This window comes from Rugosimonospora africana (assembly GCF_016862975.1).
In the GTDB taxonomy this organism is placed as follows: Bacteria; Actinomycetota; Actinomycetes; order Mycobacteriales; family Micromonosporaceae; genus Rugosimonospora; species Rugosimonospora africana.
In genome coordinates this window covers 18,630-35,470 of the sequence record NZ_BONZ01000057.1, presented here as the reverse complement: position 1 = coordinate 35,470, position 16,841 = coordinate 18,630, and the positions used below count along the sequence as shown (strand labels likewise).

Annotated in this window: 16 protein-coding genes; 7 read left to right on the top strand and 9 right to left on the bottom strand. The window is 70.9% G+C overall.

The features are described from left to right. The first annotated feature begins 102 nt into the window (after nucleotides 1-102). Both Raf01_RS29405 and Raf01_RS29400 read left to right on the top strand, forming a co-directional pair. Complete coding sequence (locus tag Raf01_RS29405; protein WP_239134020.1) at nucleotides 103-705, top strand: RNA polymerase sigma factor; 603 nt, start codon at nucleotides 103-105, stop codon at nucleotides 703-705. Beyond that, a complete protein-coding gene (locus Raf01_RS29400) occupies nucleotides 702-1,721 on the top strand; it encodes a CU044_5270 family protein (protein ID WP_203921299.1) in 1,020 nt (339 codons plus the stop codon). Before Raf01_RS29405 ends, Raf01_RS29400 begins: the two co-directional genes overlap by 4 nt. A 95-nt stretch (nucleotides 1,722-1,816) precedes the next feature. On the opposite strand, the gene Raf01_RS29395 is transcribed toward Raf01_RS29400, so the two are convergent. Beyond that, entirely contained in the window at nucleotides 1,817-2,899 is a 1,083-nt protein-coding gene (locus Raf01_RS29395; RefSeq protein WP_203921374.1) for an aldo/keto reductase, read from the bottom strand. Nucleotides 2,900-3,026: 127 nt separating this feature from the next. Between Raf01_RS29395 and Raf01_RS29390 the strand changes: the two genes are divergently transcribed. After that, entirely contained in the window at nucleotides 3,027-3,920 is an 894-nt protein-coding gene (locus Raf01_RS29390) for an AraC family transcriptional regulator (protein ID WP_203921298.1), read from the top strand. A gap of 153 nt (nucleotides 3,921-4,073) precedes the next feature. Here the strand turns inward: Raf01_RS29390 and Raf01_RS29385 are convergent, their stop codons facing one another. The 5 genes from Raf01_RS29385 to Raf01_RS29365 all read right to left on the bottom strand — a co-directional run bounded on the left by Raf01_RS29385 (nucleotide 4,074) and on the right by Raf01_RS29365 (nucleotide 8,180). Next, nucleotides 4,074-4,886 carry an SAM-dependent methyltransferase gene (locus Raf01_RS29385; protein ID WP_203921297.1) on the bottom strand — a complete coding sequence of 271 codons (813 nt, stop codon included), beginning with the start codon at nucleotides 4,884-4,886 and terminating at the stop codon, nucleotides 4,074-4,076. A gap of 340 nt (nucleotides 4,887-5,226) precedes the next feature. Next, nucleotides 5,227-5,751 carry a hypothetical protein gene (locus Raf01_RS29380; RefSeq protein ID WP_203921296.1) on the bottom strand — a complete coding sequence of 175 codons (525 nt, stop codon included), beginning with the start codon at nucleotides 5,749-5,751 and terminating at the stop codon, nucleotides 5,227-5,229. A 138-nt stretch (nucleotides 5,752-5,889) separates the two neighbouring features. Next, the gene (locus Raf01_RS29375; protein ID WP_275413075.1) at nucleotides 5,890-6,810 is read right to left on the bottom strand and encodes a helix-turn-helix domain-containing protein; all 921 of its coding nucleotides are present in this window, start codon (nucleotides 6,808-6,810) and stop codon (nucleotides 5,890-5,892) included. A 298-nt stretch (nucleotides 6,811-7,108) separates the two neighbouring features. Further along, nucleotides 7,109-7,612, bottom strand: coding sequence for an ABC transporter C-terminal domain-containing protein (locus Raf01_RS29370; protein WP_203921294.1), 504 nt, complete (start codon nucleotides 7,610-7,612; stop codon nucleotides 7,109-7,111). 94 nt (nucleotides 7,613-7,706) lie between these two features. Next, a complete protein-coding gene (locus Raf01_RS29365) occupies nucleotides 7,707-8,180 on the bottom strand; it encodes an SRPBCC family protein (protein WP_203921293.1) in 474 nt (157 codons plus the stop codon). Nucleotides 8,181-8,487: 307 nt separating this feature from the next. Here Raf01_RS29365 and Raf01_RS29360 point away from each other — a divergent pair, with 307 nt between their 5' ends. Beyond that, complete coding sequence (locus tag Raf01_RS29360) at nucleotides 8,488-9,438, top strand: hypothetical protein (protein WP_203921292.1); 951 nt, start codon at nucleotides 8,488-8,490, stop codon at nucleotides 9,436-9,438. A 66-nt stretch (nucleotides 9,439-9,504) separates the two neighbouring features. Next, a complete protein-coding gene (locus tag Raf01_RS29355) occupies nucleotides 9,505-10,227 on the top strand; it encodes a hypothetical protein (RefSeq protein ID WP_203921291.1) in 723 nt (240 codons plus the stop codon). Between the two features lie 138 nt (nucleotides 10,228-10,365). On the opposite strand, the gene Raf01_RS29350 is transcribed toward Raf01_RS29355, so the two are convergent. The 3 genes from Raf01_RS29350 to Raf01_RS29340 form a co-directional block, all read right to left on the bottom strand. Then, nucleotides 10,366-11,844, bottom strand: coding sequence for a sulfite exporter TauE/SafE family protein (locus Raf01_RS29350; protein ID WP_203921290.1), 1,479 nt, complete (start codon nucleotides 11,842-11,844; stop codon nucleotides 10,366-10,368). Continuing rightward, entirely contained in the window at nucleotides 11,841-13,253 is a 1,413-nt protein-coding gene (locus Raf01_RS29345; protein WP_203921289.1) for a tetratricopeptide repeat protein, read from the bottom strand. The genes Raf01_RS29350 and Raf01_RS29345 overlap by 4 nt, the downstream gene beginning before the upstream one ends. A gap of 174 nt (nucleotides 13,254-13,427) precedes the next feature. Continuing rightward, nucleotides 13,428-15,164 (bottom strand): DUF4331 domain-containing protein, encoded by a 1,737-nt coding sequence (locus Raf01_RS29340; protein WP_203921288.1) that lies wholly within the window; start codon nucleotides 15,162-15,164, stop codon nucleotides 13,428-13,430. 224 nt (nucleotides 15,165-15,388) lie between these two features. Between Raf01_RS29340 and sigK the strand changes: the two genes are divergently transcribed. Both sigK and Raf01_RS29330 read left to right on the top strand, forming a co-directional pair. Further along, a complete protein-coding gene (gene sigK, locus Raf01_RS29335; RefSeq protein ID WP_203921287.1) occupies nucleotides 15,389-15,970 on the top strand; it encodes an ECF RNA polymerase sigma factor SigK in 582 nt (193 codons plus the stop codon). 52 nt (nucleotides 15,971-16,022) lie between these two features. Next, nucleotides 16,023-16,766 carry an anti-sigma factor gene (locus Raf01_RS29330; protein ID WP_203921286.1) on the top strand — a complete coding sequence of 248 codons (744 nt, stop codon included), beginning with the start codon at nucleotides 16,023-16,025 and terminating at the stop codon, nucleotides 16,764-16,766. The last annotated feature ends 75 nt before the right edge of the window (nucleotides 16,767-16,841 follow it).

The window sequence follows — 16,841 nt, the reverse complement described above, 5'->3', positions numbered from 1 at the left end:
GCGAACGGTGACCGGCCGATCGGCCAAAGAGAGATGAGCGCTCACCGAGCCGAGTGAGCTCTAACGCCGGAAAGGGCAGACGATGACTCTCACGATGCGGATATGACCGCGGCCATGCACGCGTACGCCGTGCCGGACAGCGATGCCGTGGCCATCGCGCGGTCCGTCCGCGAGCCCGACTACTTCGCGGCGGTGTTCGATCGCCACTACTGCCAGATCCACGGTTACGTGACGCGGCGGCTCGGCCAGAACCTGGCCGACGACGTGACGGCCGAGACGTTCCTGGTCGCGTTCACGCGGCGGGGCCGGTACGACCGGGACCACCCGGACGCCCGACCCTGGCTGTACGGGATCGCCTCGAACCTGATCTCTCAACATCGAAGGTCGGAGCGGCGACGGTACCGGGCGATGGCAAGGGCCGGCACCGACGAGGTCAGCGAGGGCCACGCCGACCGGGTCGCCACCCGGCTGGATGCTCAGGCTCGCCGGGGGCCGCTCGCAGCGGCGCTGGCCGGGATCGCCAGGAAGGACCGCGACGTGCTGCTGCTGGTCGCCTGGGCCGACCTGACCTGTGAGGAGGCGGCCAGGGCGCTCGGCATCCCGGCCGGGACAGCCCGTTCCCGGTTGCACCGGGCACGCAAGAAAATTCGCGGTGCGCTGGACCAGACTCGTCCGGCGACCATGCTGGGAAAGGACCAGTCATGAACGACCTCACGGAACTGCGCGAGGCGTGGGAGCAGCCCGAGCCGCCATCGCAGGCCGCTCACTCCGCCGCGCGAGCCGCCCTGATGCGGCAGATCTCCGGTGAAGACAAGCCGGCATCGGGATCGGCACCGGCACCGGCACCGGCACCGGCACCGGCACCCAGGCCACGGCATCGGCGCGGAGCCCGACTGGCCTGGCTCACCGGCGCCGCCACGGTGACCGCGGCACTGGCCGCCGCGGCCGTGTTCGCTCTGGCCCCGGGCACGACCCGGCCCGGGCAACCGGCCGCCGAAGCGTCCGGCCACGCACCCGGCCAGTCGTCCAGCCAGCTGTCCGGCCAGCAGATCCTGCTCGCCGCCGCCACCGTGGCGGAGACCGAGCCGGCAGCCGCCGGCACGTACTGGCATCTGAGGACCACGGACAACGGCACCACGGACAACACCTGGGCCGCACAGGACGGGACGACCTATGCCACGCTCCCGGGCGTCGCCGGCGTCGTGCTGATGAGGAGCGGGGACGGGTTCGAGGTGGGGGCTTCCCGGCTGTCCTACGCCCAACTCAAGCAGCTTCCCACGGACCCGGCCGCTCTGAAGGCGTGGATCACCGACTCCTACACCCATCCGCGGGCAGGGCAGCCGGTAGTCCCCGCCGCCGACCTGCCCGAAACAGTCAAGGGCTGGCTGGTCAAGCTGCTCTGGCAGGTACCCGCCCCGCCCACGGTCCGGGCCGCTGCCTTCCGCGCACTCGCCACGACGCCAAACGTCACCAACCTCGGCACGGTGGACGGCGGCCGGGCCATCGCCCTCCCCTCGCTCGGGGCGGACAAGTCCCGGGCCGGCAAGGGCGCCGCGGGTGCCGGCGAACTCAGGCTGGTCATCGATCCCAAGACGTCGATGCTGCTCAGTGCGACCAACTTCCAGGGAACACTGAGGATCCTCGCGGCCGGATGGACCAACGAGCTGCCGGCGGTCGTCCAGCCGCCGATATCGTCGGCCGCCCCGTCACCCCATCACTAGTACCGGCCACATCACCAGTACCGGCCAGGGGATCCGCATCGCGTGCGGCGATGCGGATCCCCACCGCGCACTCGCTCGGCGGCACCGCCGCGCGGTCAGTACCGCACCGAGCTGGCCTTCAGCAGGGGCAGCACGGACGTGCGGACGCCGTCGACGGTCGCGCCGGCGAAGGCGAGCGACGGCGCCAGCGTGTGGTTGTTCTCCGCCGGGAAGTTGAGCGCCGGCACCGACACCTCGTTCAGCGCGGCGATCTGCGCGTCGGTGAGGTGCACCTCCAAGGAGGCCAGGTTGGCCCGGAACTGCTCCAGCCGGCGGGCGCCGACCAGCGTCGAGGTGACCCCCGGCCGTTGGCGTACCCAGGCGAGCGCGACCGCGGCCGGAGTGGTCTCGGCCTCCTCCGCGACCCGCTCCAGAACGTCGATGACGTCGTAGTCCTTCTCGCCGGGTTCACCGACCAAGCCGGTGCGCAACGTGTCGACGCTTCCCGTGCGTGAGCGCGAGTACTTCCCGGACAGAAGGCCGCTCTTGAGTGGGCTCCACGGCATGACGCCGAGACCGAGTTCCTGCGCCATCGGGATCAGTTCGCCCTCGCTGGTGCGCTCCAGAAGGGAGTACTCGACCTGCAGACCGACCGCCCGCGTCCACCCCCGGAACCGCGCCGTCACCTGTGCCTGTGCGGCCTTCCAGGCGGGCACGTCGGAAAGGCCGACGTAGCGGATCTTCCCTGCGGTGGCGAGGTCATCGAGGGTACGCATGGTCTCCTCGATGGGTACCGTGCGGTCCCAGTTGTGCAGCCAGTAGACATCGACGTAGTCCGTGCGCAGCCGCCGTAGGGAGTTCTCGAGTGCGGCCACGATCGACTTGCGCCCCGCGCCACCACCGTTGGGGTCGCCTTCGAAGAGGTTGGCGAAGAATTTGGTACCGATGACGACCCGGTCACGAAGCCCCGGGCGGGCGGCGAACCAGTCGCCGATGATCTTCTCGGAGTGGCCGTTGGTGTAGATGTTCGCGGTGTCGATGAAGTTCCCACCGCGATCCAGGTACTCCGCGATGATCGCCTCGGACTCCTCGACCGACGTACCCCAGCCGTGGTCCTCACCGAAGGTCATGGCGCCCAGTGTCAACGGGCTGACTCGCAGCCCCGAGTGGCCGAGGCTGACATACGAATCCAGAGACATGCTTGGCATACCCATTCTTCTCTTGTGTTTCCGTACGTATTCAGTGAATCGCGGGACTTCGGGCGACGGTAGGCAGATACTTCCAGCGCATTGCACGATCCTGCCAACCTTGAAAGAATCGTGCGCTATGGATCAACTTGGGGAGCTCCGCGCCCTCATCGCCCGGCACGCAGCGGGCAGATACCTCCAGACTCGACTCCCCGGAGTGGTGATCATGGAGTCGCACGCCCCCACCGAGCCCCTGAGCGCGGTGGCGCGTCCGTCGTTCGCGATCGTCGCTCAGGGCGTGAAACGCACGGTCCTGGCCGAACAGATCTTCGACTACGGCCCGGGCCAGTTCGCGGTGATCTCGCTCGACCTTCCGGTCACCGGCCACGTCCTGCGCGCCGGGCCGGACCGGCCGTTCCTCGGCATGGGCCTGACCCTGTCTCCGGCCGCGATCGCCACCCTGCTGCTGGATGCTCCGACGGCCGCCCGTACCGACGCCGCCGGCATCGCGGTCAGCGATGCCACGAGCGACCTGCTGGACCCGATCATCCGGCTGCTCCACCTGCTCGACCGCCCGGAGGACATTCCCGTGCTCGCCGGGGCCATCGAACGGGAGATCCTCTGGCGCCTGATCAACGGGGAGCAGGGCGCCACGATCCGCCAGATCGGGCTCGCCGACAGCCGCCTCTCCCAGATCTCGCGGGCCATCCGCCGCATCCGCGCCGGCTACGCCGAACCGCTGCGCATTGAGGACCTGGCAAAGGTCGCCGGGATGAGCGTCACCTCGTTCCACCGCCACTTCCGCGCGGTCACCGCGATGAGCCCGCTGCAGTTCCAGAAACGGATCCGGCTCCAGGAGGCCCGGACCCGCCTGATCACCGACTCACACGACGTAGCGGCGGTGGGCTACGCGGTCGGCTACGACAGTCCGAGCCAGTTCAGCCGGGAGTACCGTCGCCTGTTCGGCGCCCCGCCCGGTCGCGACGCCTCCCGCCTCCAGGCCCTGCCACCGCCCGACCCGACCATGGTCTGACTGCCGCCCGAAGGCCGGTGACGCCTCTCCGGTACGCGCGGCCGCCGCGCCCGATATCACACCGCACCCGAATTCACGCTGCTCGCCTTGACGCCGCGCTCGCTTCACGCCCCGCTCGCTTCACGCCCCGCTCGCTTCACGCCCCGCTCGCATTCAGCGCTTGTGGCCCACTCCCGCCCACACGCCTTTCTTCAGCGGGTCGTCGTCCTTGATTTCGGGGTCGCCGGGTGCCGGTCGCCATTCGTTGCCCCACACCACCCCGGGCTCGACGAGATCGATGCCGGCGAAGAATCGCTCGACGTCGGGCTTGCTGCGGGAGTCCACCGGCGTCGAGGTCTGTTGCTGATAGACCGCGGTGGCCGCGGAATACCGGTCGCTGGGGACGAAGCTTTCCGACGCGATGTGCGAGACGGCCATGTAGCTCCCCGGTGGGAGTGCGTCGAGCAGCTGCCGGACCAGGCCGTAGGCGGTGTCGTCCTCGGGTACGAAATGCAGCACCGCGGCCAGCAACAGCCCGATCGGCTGGTCAAAGTCGAGAAGTTCGCGGACGGACTTGTGCGCCAGGATGGTTTCCGGATGGCGCATGTCCGCCCGGATCGCGGTGGCTCTGCCGTTGCCTTCCAGGATCTCCAGGCTTTCCGCGACCGCGACCGGGTCAATGTCCACATAGGTCACTCGCGCCTCGGGCGCCGCCGCCTGCGCGATCTCGTGTACGTTGCCCGCCGTCGGAATTCCCGACCCGACATCCAGGAACTGACGGATCCCGCAGTCCACCATGTAGCGCACGGCCCGGCCGAGGAACGCCCGGTTGACTCTCGCCACCGAGGTGAGGTGCGGGAATTGGTCGAGAACCCGCTCGGCGGCCTCCTGATCGGCGCGGAAATTGTGGAAGCCACCCAGGTAGTAGTCGTACATCCGCGCGGCGGTTGCCGGCTTTTGCGCGCTGGCCTGCTCCGAGCCGTTCATTGTGATGATGTCTCCGCCCGTCGATAGCCGAAGTTACGGACAGCTGAGCGCTGATCCACCGATCCGCTGGAGATCTTCGATGCCTTCTCGGTGCCCTTCAAGATAGGGCGTCGTCGCGCCTCGTTCCATACCGTGGCCTCGTCGATTCCGGGGCGTGCCGGAATCGTGATGACCGGCGCAGGACAGCGCCGCCCACGACGGCGAGAGCCGTCGAGCGGCCGAGCGGGACGGTAGCCGTGCCGGATCATCGCCGGGCCGGAACAACGCCCTACCAGACCAGCGCTGGGCCGGATCAGCGCCGCGCCAGATCAACGCCGGGCCGGAACAACACCGGGTCGGATCAGTGCTGCGTCCGTTCGAGCAACAGGCGCGGGCCATTGGGTTGCAGCGAGCCGAACACTCCCTCCCAGAGGATCATCTGCAGGGCACGGGCGGTGACCACGTCGAGAGTGGTCCGCGTCTTGTCGGGCAGCTCGTAGGTGATCGTCTTCGCATCGCGGTCCACTGTGGCCTGCACCCGCAGTTCGGCGCTGCGCTCCGGCTTGCTGGCCGGGGCGGGGAAGCGCACCACGAGTTCGTCGGCACGATCCGGGGCGCTCACCGCGGCACGCCCGTCGGTGCCGCTGCGGCTGCGCGCCGCCGGTCGCCGCGGCCGCCACCTTCGCGAGAGGCGGCGCGGGCCGTAGCTATCGACGTAGGGCAATACATAACTGTCCCCCCTCTGGCCGCAACGCATCGCGGTTGCGCAAAGGTTGTTGATGTCACCGCGAGCCGGAACCATTAACCAGATATCGCTCAGCATGACAGCGCCGTAACGCATCGTGCAAGATTTCGCCGAGAAATTTGGCGCGTCGGCGCCGTGCACGGCGATGAATTTCCGACACATTTTTCGCGGAATTCGGGACGGAAGATCGAAACCATTGCGAAGGGGGTTCGCGCCGGCTGAGCCGACGGTGGCCGGGCGGTCCCCGGTGGTGGCCCGGACGCACGGAAGACGGCCCGGTCAGGCGTATTCGTCGATCGGCACGGTGTCGCAGCTGATGAGCTTGAAGACGCGCCGGTACTCCTCGACCTCGTGGGGCTCTTCCAGGTACAGCGCTCCGACGTGGGATTCGAGGTAGACCACGTCGGGATCGTCGGGATCGTCGAGTTCGAGGATGCGGAAGGCGCCGGCCATGGCCGCATGGGCGCCGACCGACCAGGGAAGAACCCGGATGTCGACGTGTTGCTGCCGGTTGATCTCCCGGAGATGGTCGATCTGGGCGCCGAGCGCGTCCGAGCCACCCACCTCGCGGGTCAGCGCACCCTGACCGAGGATGGTGGTCAATCGCGGCCGCGGAGTGCGGGCGAACAGCATCTTCTGCCGGTCGAGCCGTAGCGCCACCTGCCGCCGCGCGGCGTTGTCGTCTCCGGGGTTCTCGGCGGTGAACACGGCCCGCGCGTACTCCTCGGTCTGGAGTTCGCCGGGGATGACCTCGCCGTCGTAGCTGAAAATCCGGGTGGCGCTGGCCTCGAGGCCCACGTAGAGCTTGAACCACTCCGGGATGACCGGGTTGGTGTCCCACCACTCCTGCTGGTTGGTGCCCAGCGCGAGTTCGGCCAGCGCGTCGGTGGCGCTCTTGTCCACGCCGTACAACCAACACAGGACGCGCACGTTGGCGACGGTGACCGGCACCTTCCCGTTTTCGATGCGATGCAGGGTGGCTTCGGAGATGCCGAGCTTCTCCTCGGCCACCTCACGCCTGAGCTTGCCGGCCGCGACACGCAACCGGGTCAGTCTGCGGCCAAGGGCCCGGCGAACAACGCGCTGACCGGTGACCGGCACACTACCCACCCCCCTGTGCCGTTGAGCGAACGAGCGGTCCCCATCGATAGGAGAATTTCTACCGTACCCGCCAATCGATGCGGCCCACAGTGACCACATGGCTCGGATCCGTACATGTATCCGCACATGCCCGAAGTCAATCTGCGCCGGCCTATCGGGGGATATGCGTATCGACCCGGAATTATCCGGAAGTACCCCCGGTCATGGGCTCATCGGAGCCGCAATCCCGGCCGACGGTCCCGATCGGTAGGACGACCTGCCTCGGTGGCTACGACGACAGGCCACCGGGGCACGGGCCGGCCGGCCGGAACAGTGCCGTTCAGGACAGCGTCGTTCGGAACAGCGCCGCTCAGAACAGGGCCCGTTCAGCAAAAGAGCCCGCTCAGAACAGTGCCGTTCAGAACAGTGGGGTGAAGACGCAGACGAAGCCCGATCCGTTGCCCCTCGCGTTCCAGCCGCCCCGGAACCGGGCGCCCCAGAACTCGCCGGCGCGAACCACCGCACCCGCGGACGAACTGATATCGCTCATCGTGTTCACCTCGCCGACCACCTCGTCCGGTGGGTCGGTCGTGCCGGCCACGATCTGGATGCACCCGGTGCGGCCGCCGACGAAGTAGAGCGACACGAAGCCGAGCGAGGTCGCCCGGTACACCTTGTTGATTTCGGCACGGAACCGCGGCGCACCACCGACGGCGGCCCGGGTGGCGAGGCCCGTCAGCTCGTCGATCGCGACCGTGGTGTCCCGGCTGAGCCGCTCGGCCCGTTCGGCCAACTCCTCCAGCCGCCGACTGTCGTCCAGCAGCGGCCCGGCGGCGGCGGTCCGGGCGGACAACCGCTGGACCTCGCGCTCAAGTGCCTCGATGCGAGCGGTCATCGCCTCGATCTCGCTTCGCCGGCCCACCGTGAGCCTCCCCTGTCGCAGCCCGCACACCCTCTCACCACGATCGCTGACGGAGTCAAGCGGCACCGCGGGGCGAGGCCGGCGATCGCGCGGGCTACGGTGCCGTCGGCTCCCGTCTCGCGGGGTCGCGCCCTTCCAGAACGGCAGTGATCCCCCGGGCCAGACCCCGATGCGCGTACTGCGCCTGCCGGAACCCATACGGGAACAGCAGGTACGGCGACTCGAAGGCGATCTCGACCCGGATGTGCACGACACCGTCGCCGTCCTGATGCAACCGGGTGTGGTTGCGCAGAACGGTGGCGGGACGCTGCCGCGCCACGGTGATGACCTCGTCCTCGGTTACGGACAGCACATCGGCCCGGTAGGTGATGCGGAATCGCAGCGGTCCCAGCGCGAGCCGGGAGGTGATCGCCGTGCTGCGCAGGATGCCGGGCGAGGGCTCGAGTTCGCGTGCCTCGACGGCCAGCGGATGAATCGCCGCGAGCCGGGGCACGTCGGCCATGAGCGCCACCGCCTCGGCCAGCCCGCACCGCGCGTCGATGTCGTAGCGGAAGCTGCCATGTCTCACGCGAGCCACCCTACGACGTCGACGCCGCCGTGCACGATCCGCGGCGCGACGACTTCCCGACCGGCGCCCACACGCGGCTGAGGCGGACACGCGGCTGAGGCGGACCCTTGACTGAGGCGGCGACTTGGCCGAGACGGACACGTGGCCGAAGCGGAGACTTGGCGGAGGCGGAGACTTGGCCGAGACGGCGACTTGGCCGAGACGGCGACTTGGCCGAAGCGGCGACTTGGCCGAGACGGCGACTTGGCCGAGACGGCGACTTGGTTGAGGCGACCCGTGGTCGACCGGCCGTGCTTCCATGGGCGACGTGACCGACGAGATCGAGCATCGGCTTGCCGGTGCGGCACGGGCGCTGCGCGAATACCAGATGGTCACCGCATGGGTGGCGGAACTGGGTCGCCGGCAGGAGGCGTCGGCCGCCGAACTCGGCTCGCTGAGCGAGGCCAGCGACGCCGAGCAGCGCGACGTCAAGCGACTGGAAGGTGTCTCATTCACCCGGATCCTCGTCTCGCTGCGCGGCGCCCGGGACGATGCGCTCGCCCGCGAGCGCGCCGAGGCCGATGCCGCCGGCTACCGGGTGACGCAGGCACAGGCCCGGCTCGCCGTGCTGCGGCAGGAGTATGACGCGGCACGCGCGCGGTTGGCCCGACTGTCCGGGGCGCCGCAGGACTACGCCGCCGCGCTGGACTTCAAGGAGGCGCACCTGCGCGGCTCGACCGATCCGCGCGGCGCGCGGCTGCTGCGGCTTGCCGAGGAGCGCGGGTGGCTCGGCGCCGAACTGCGCGAGGTGGGCGAAGCCCTGACCGCCGCACAGGCCGCGTGGCAGGCGCTGTCGCACGTGTGGGACCTGCTCGGCAGCGCGTCCGGGTGGTCGACGTACGACACGTTCTTCGGCGGCGGCGCGCTGTCCAGCGCTGTCAAGCATTCGCGGCTGGATGACGCCGCGCGGGCCGCGGCGCACGCCGACGCGTGTCTCGCGGTACTGCGCGCAGAACTGTCCGATGTGGGCGAAGCGGCGCCGATCGCACCCGGAGTGGCGGTGACCGGCCCGACCCGGTTCGTCGACGTGTGGTTCGACAACATCTTCACCGATCTGGCGGTACGTCAGCGGATCAGGCAGGCGCAGCGCAACGTGGCCGGTTCGATGCGACTGGTCTGGCAGCTGACGGAGCGGCTCACTTGGCGCCAGGCCCAGGCACGGCAGCGTCTGACCGCGATCGACGTCGAGCGCCACGCCCTGCTGACCCGCCCCGCTTGACCACATGGGCGGGATGCGCGCGTTCGCCGCCGGCTGTCCATTGAAGTGTGCCGCTACCGTGAAGCGGTGTTGTGGCTCGTACGCATCGGAAAGATCATGCTGTTCCTCGCCGGCCTGGTCGCCGTGCTCGACGTGGTGGGTCAGAAGACAGTCGGCCGCTGGGCGGACAACGCCGCGGGCCGGAGTGAGAACGCCGGGACACTGCTCAAGTCGCTGAGACTCGCGCGGCCGCACCTCCGCACCGCGGCCCGGCTCGCCCAGCAGCCCGCGGACGTGCGCGACCCGGACGTCGCCACGGTTCGCAGGCGGACGCTCGCCGAGCTGAAGTCCCTGGGAACAGCCACCATCCTTATGGAGGACGACCGGTACACCTACGCGGTACGTGAGCGCCACGCCCAGCGCCTGATCGCCTCGCGCCTGCCGCAACGGGAGGCCGAGAGTCTCATCGCGTACCTCGCGAGGTTCAGAGAATCCGCGAAGCGCATCCGCACCGCCGTCGACCTGGCGATACTCGCAGCCGTTCCGCTCGCGGTGTGGGTTTACTGGGGCAACCCCGTGGCGATAGTGATCGGCTGGCTGGAGTTCGGTGGGGCCGCTTTCATGGTCGGCGGCCTCCTGCTGAGTCCCCGGGTGATGCTCTGGTTCCGGTGGGCCGGCGCCACCGCGTCCCATCGCGTCGCCGCCGTGGCGGGGCAGCTGCTCGACCGCGAAGGCCGGCCGTTGCGCGGGGCCGCGCTCGCCCTGTTCATCCTCGGCTCGCTCATCGACCTCGTCGCCGGCTGGAACTGACGACCGGCTTCTCCGGCCCGGGGCGGGCCGGGCAGGTCGACGCAGGCCGAGACGGGCTGCGCAGGCCGGGGCAGGCCGAGGCGGGCCGGGGCAGGCCGCGACCGGGTGAGCGCGGCCGTCCGGGCGCCCGCCGCGCGGCTACGCGACGCCGGCCAGCGCCCGGCCGGCAAGCCCGACGCCCACCAGCAGGACCAGGGCTGCGGTACCGGCCGGTGCGAGGTTGGTCAGCCGGGCCCAGCGGGTACCGGAGCGGTCCAGCACACCGGCCCACCGGCGGCGCAGGAACACCAGGGCGAATCCGGCCGCCGTCAACGTCGCCGCCATACCGAGCCCGTAGCCCGCGACCAGCAGGACGCCGAATCCGGTCCGGCCCAGTCCGATCGCGCCGAGCAGGACGACCAGCGCGGACGGGCTGGGCACCAGGCCGCCGGCAACACCCATGCCGATGATGCTGAACCGGCTCGGACCACGCCCATGCCCATGCCCGTGATGGTTCCCGTGGCCGTGACCGTGGTCGTGGTCGTGGTCGGCGTGCCGATGGCGGTGAGCGTGCCGGCGGGTGTGCCGGACACTTCGCAGCATGCCCACGCCGACCGCCGCGACCGTCACCCCGCTGACCACGCCCAGCCAGCCCAGCACCCTCTCCCCAGCCAGGCCCGTGGCGCTCGTCAGCAACAGCCCGAGAACCAGCACACCACCGGTATGCGTGGCAGTCACCGTGGCGGCGACTCCCAGCGCGTCCCGCAGCCGACCGGCCCGACCGGTCAGGTACACCGCCATCACCGTCTTGCCGTGCCCCGGCAGCGCGGCGTGACCCGCGCCCAGCGCGATGGCGAGCAGTACGGCCAGCGCGCCGACCAGCGGCGTCAGGTGCCGGCCGCCGACCAGTCCCTGTAACACGCCCTCGGCCCGCAGCGAAGCGCCGGCAAGCCCGCCGGGCTGCGCCACCCGCACGGACGGCGACGCCGCCCCGGCCGGCGAACCATCCCTACCCGGCTCGGTCACCAGGTGCGCCGACCGGATGTTCAACGGCGAGCTGAGCAGGTCCCGCGGGTACGCCCGGAGGTTGTCGCTGATGCTCCGCGCCGGCAGCGGCGAGTCCACCAACCGGATCCCATGGCCCACGGCGGTCATTTCCCGCCAGCCGATCCGGTCGGACCGGAACCGGTTGTCGACGTCCACTGTGGACTTGGAATCCAGCGCGGCCGGCGCGGACAGCCGGCAACTCAGCCTGCTGGTCGACAGGCCCGCCGCCCCGGCCAGTTCATCGAAGGTCGCCCCGCCAGCGACTGTCCACACCAGACGATGCCCGCCGGCCGTGACGGTCAGGTCGCCGGCCAGACCGGCGCAGGTGGCCTTGGCGTAGGCTGCCCGTTCGGCGGCGCTGATGGTGCCGTCGCCGTCACTGTCCACAGTGGCACGATCCTGGAGCGTCGGCAGTTCGGCGATGTCCACAGTGGCGGTCACCTCGATCCGGTCCGGATAGAAGTCCAGCGCGTCGAGTTGGTTGACCGAGAAGTTGCCCAGCGGGTGGGCGCTCGCCGCCGTGGAGGGCAACAGCACCGCCGCCAGTACGCCGAGGCACCCCGCGATGAGCCAGCCGGCCCGCGCCCTCATGACACACCCTCCTGCCCGGCGGCGGTGCGCAGCACCGGGCCGTCCAGCGGGGAGAAGTTCGGGTTGAGACTCATCGCTCGGGCGAGATCGGTACGGGCGGCCGACGCGTCGCCGAGCGCCCGCTCGATCATCCCCAGGTGGAACGAGTACTTCGCGTTCCGCGCCCCCAGCGCGCCGGCCTGCCGCGCATAGCTCAACGCCGTCGCGTCCTGCCCGTTCCCGTGCAGCGCCCAGGCGAGCGCGTCGGCGACGTCCGCGAAGTGCCGGCGCTGCCATTCCCGCGTCGCCAGCCGGACCGCGTCCGCCGTCCGTCCCTGGGCGAGAGCGAGCGCACTGCCGGTCAGGTCGTCGATTCCGCCGTTGGCGGTGAACAGTTGCTGCGCCGCGGCGGCCAACGCCACCTGGGCGTCTGCCTGGGTCGGCTGCCCAGCGGCGCGCAGCAGGTCGGCGTACTCGAGGAAGTACGCGGGGGACGGGTAGACCCGGGTCAGTTCGGCGTACCCGGTCAGTGCCGCACCGGTCTGCCCGCGCGCGGCGGCCACCTTGGCCCGGCCCTCGCGCAGCGGCAGGTATCCGGGGTCGGCGGCCAGCCCGGCCGTGTACTGGGCGTCGGCCCCGCCGAGCCGGCCGTTCTGCCAGTCCAGCTCGCCCAGCTGGTACCGGCAGAACGCGATGTCGGCCGGGTCGACGGCGTTGTGCAGCGCCTGGGTCATGAGATCCTGCGCCTCGGTGAGGCGGCCGTGCTGTTCGAGGTCGTACGAGGCGCGGGTCAGCGAGGACAGCCCCGGCCGCAGGTCGAGCATCCGCTGTACCGCGTCGCTGGCCCCTGCCGCGTCGCCGAGCTGGGTCAGCGCATCGGTCAGCACTCCGTAGGCGTCGGCCTGGTAGGGGTCGACGGCCAGCGCCTGACGCGCCCGGGCAGCCGCGGCGGCGAAGTCATGCCGGGCGTTGGCCAGCGCGCCCAGGCCGGTCAGCGCGGCCGGGTTGTCGGTGCCGCGCAGTTGGAGGGACTTGGTGAGGGCGCCCTCCGCCTTGGGGTAGTAGCTGGGATCGGCGGTGATCCGGGCCTGCTCCAGGTACGCCGAGCCGAGCGCAGCCCAGGTGGTGTAGTCACCCGGTACCAGCCGCAGCCGTTGCTGCGCCCGGTCGATCGCGGCGCCGGCCTGCGCGGCGCCCGACTGCACCGCGCCGGACTGAGCCACGCCGGACTGAGCCGCGCCCGACTGGGCTGCCGGCGAGGCGGGCCCGCGGTCGACGTGACCGCCCGCCTTCAGACCGACGATTCCCCCGCCGAGCAGCACGGCGAACGTGACCGTGCCGACAACGGCGACGCGGCGGAACAACGACGACCGGCGCGGTCGTGGTGTGCGCGAGAGCATGACGTCCTCCAGGGACAGAGCCAGGGTCACGGGGCAAAAGCCAGGACCAGAGAGCCAGGGTGAGGGGGCCAGGGTTAGGGGGCCAGAGCCGGGGTCAGGGCCGGGGTCAGGGCCGGGGCAAAGGGGGTAGGGCCAGAGGCCAGGGAGTAGGGGTCAGAGGTTAGGGCCGGAGCGGGGCGTGCCCCGCCCCGGCCGTTACGACCGTCAGAACGGAAGGGTCGAGTCCGGGTCCGGTCCGTGCGGGTGCACGTGGCCGGGGTCGCCGGAAGCCGCCCCTGCCGGCCCGGCGGTCGCCACGGCAGCCGGCCGCGAACGCCGCCGGCGCCACCACCAGGCGCCGCCGACCAGCAGGGCCGCCGCGCCGGCCGCACCGGACGCCGCCGCCATGGTGGGGACCGGGCTCTCCCCCGGTCCGGTCTGCCCGGCCGCGGCCATCGCGGTCGGCGAAGCCGACTCCCCCGGGTGCCCGTCACCGGGCACGGCGCCACCCGCGCCAGTACCCCCACCGTTCACCGCGCCGCCGTTCACCGCGCCCACGTTCGGGAGCGCCAGGTACGGGAACGAGCGCTCGAACGCGTTGTCGTTCGCGTTCACCTTGTCGCCGGCCGCCAGCGCGTCGACCAGCTTGCCGGTCTGCGCCGCGCCCTCCAGCGCCTGCAGTTCGATGTCGACCACGTCATCGGTCAACCGCCGGCCGTTCGGGAAGCCCTGCAGGTCGCCGTCGAGTACGCCGAGCCGCTTCGGATTCGTGGTCACCGGGGTGGACAGGTTGAGCCGGAGCATTTCCGACGGCCGGAACCGGTTGGCCCGCACGTCCCGGTTCATGAGCTGGGAGTTGAGGTCCACCTTGATCGGCCCGTTCGCCTTGGTGGTCAGGCCGGTCAGGAAGATCTCCGCCAGGTCGTTGCGGGGCGTCGGCGGCGCCGGTACCCCGTAGATGCCCTCGATCAGGTGTGGCACCTCGGGGTCGGTGACCCGGTCGACCACCTTCTGCACCGACGCGTCCTTGTCCGGGCTCAGCGCGTTGAACGCGTCCTTCAGCGCGGCCGGCACGACGACCTCGTTCACCAGCGGGTTGCCGAGCCGGGACACCTGCACCCGGTCGCCCTGGCCGCGCAGCGCCGACGTGTCGCCGGTCATCCGCACCTTGGCCCGGTCGGTCGTGGTCCAGACACCGATCACCGGGTTGCGCCCCACGTCACCGCCCAGCGCCACGTCCTTGAACGGCACCTGCAGCGCGATGGAGTTCACGTTGTACCCGGACAGCGTGTCCTGGCCGACCTCGCTGAGGTTCCCCCCGTACAACAGGTCGAACACCCGCAGGTCGAGGAAGAACGGGTCGTCCGCCTGGCCGGCGAAGGTCTTCCAACCGCCCGGCAGGGTCAGCGTCGCCTGCTGGCGCAGCTTCGCGTAGTCCGGCATGGACGCCGGTCCGGTGCGCGACGGCGCCACCGGCGCGTCCGCGATCCGGGTCTTGAACGGCGCGCCGTTGAACGACGACTCCAGCGTGTAGGTCTGCCGGAACAGCAGGTTCTCGTCGTCGAGCGAGGTGACCGGTCCGTTGTTGTACAGGAAGGTGTTGTTGCCCCGCTTGTCCACGTTGTGGAACGTGAACCGGAACGTGGCGTCGGGCAGTGCGTCGCCGTCGTTGTCGACGTAGAGGTTGTACGCCGCGTCGGTGGCGAACGGGTAGAAGTTGGGGCCGCCGTTGGGCTCCTCGAAGGGGATCCAGTTCGCCACGATGGTGAGGTAGCCCGGCCGGTCCGGGCTGGCGAACGCGTACAGGTCGGTGTTGTCGATCGCGGGGTCGGCCGCGACCAGCGGCGCCTCCCGGTGGCTGGACGCCACCGCCGAGTCCGGCCCCAGCGCGGCCAGCCCGGCCGCGATCAGCAGTGCGGTCGCGGCGGAGAGCCCCGCCACGGCCCGTCGTCTCGTCGTCATCTCGATCCTCTCCGGTACCTGACTCGATCGCGGCGCGACACCGCGCCGCTGTCCCGCCGGCGGGTCCCGCGTGCGGTCGCGCCGGCGACGGTTCAGGCGCCGCCGCTTCCTGCCTCGGTCGCCTGCGAGCGGGATTCGGCGACGGTCCCCGGGGGTGATTGCCCGTTGTGAATTTCCCGTCAGCGGGCCATCCGGCCGGGCACGGATACCGAATACTGGTCGTGATGACCTCAACCAGTCCGCCGGTCGAATCCGGGTCCCTCGACCCCGATCTCGACGACCTGATCCGTCGTGTCGCGCGCGGCGACGAGGCGGCCTTCGCCGCGCTCTACGATCAGCTCGCCCCGCGGGCCTACGGCCTGGCCCGACGGATCGTGCGCGATCCGGCCCAGGCCGAGGAGGTGGTGCAGGAGGCGCTGGTCGACGTGTGGCGCTCGGCCGGCCGCTACGAGCCGGCGCGCGGCTCGGTGATCAGCTGGGTCCTCACCATCACGCACCGCCGCGCGGTCGACCGGGTGCGTGCGGAGCAGGCGAGCACCGACCGGGCACGGCGGACCGCGGTCGCGGACGTGGCCTTCGACGAGGTGGTCGAGGAGGCCACGGCGCGGTTCGAGCGGCAGCAGGTGCGCCGCTGCCTGGGCAGGCTCACCGATTTGCAGCGCGAGGCGGTCAACCTGGCCTACTACCGCGGGTACACCTATCGCGAGGTGGCCGAACTGCTGGGCATCGCGCTGCCGACCGTGAAGACCCGGATGCGTGACGCCCTGATCCGGCTGCGCGACTGCCTGGGGGTGAGTCTGGGATGAGCGAGCGTCAGCGAGGTCATGCCGGTCCGGCAGCGCTCGGAGAGGATCCGGCATGAGTGAGCGGGTGGAAGCGAGCGATATCCACACCTTGTCCGGGCCGTACGCGCTCGACGCGGTCACCGACATCGAGCGGGCCGCCTTCGCCCGGCACCTGCGGGAGTGCCCGGCCTGCGCGCAGGAGGTCGCCGAACTGACCGAGACCGCCGGCCGGTTGAGCGTCGACGCGGTGGCCGAGCCGCCCGCCCGGCTGCGCGCCCGGGTACTCGACGAGATCGGCCGGACCAGACAACTGGGGCCGGGAGCGGGACCGGGACCGGGGCGCACGCAACCGGCCACCAGCACCCGGCGGTGGCGCCGGTGGGGCGTCGCGGCGGTGGCCGCGGCCGCGGTGCTGCTCGCCGGAGGTGGCGGCGCGCTGGTGGAACATCAGCGGGTACGGCAGTCGACACAGGCCGCCAGGATCTGGGCGGTGGTCGAGGCGCCCGACGCCGTGCTGCGCACCGTCCCAGGTCCGGACGGGACCGGGCGGGTCACGCTGGTCGTGTCCGACTCGCGCGATCAGGCGGTGGCGGTGTTCGGTGGGCTACCCTCGCCGGGCGCCGACCGCACGTACCAGTTGTGGCTGGTCGACGACGGACGCGCCATCGGCAAGGGCACGCTCGGCACCGGCGTGACCGGCGGCAGCGTGCTGATGGACGGGGTACGCGGCGAGCAGTCGTTCGCGATCACCAACGAGCCGGCCGGCGGTTCGCGCGCTCCCACCCCACCGCAACTGGCCACGATCGAGTTGACCTGATCGCGCTGAGCCGGCCGACCGACCTGATCACGCTGACCTGATCGGACCGACCTGGCCGGTCCGGCCCGGTCCCGC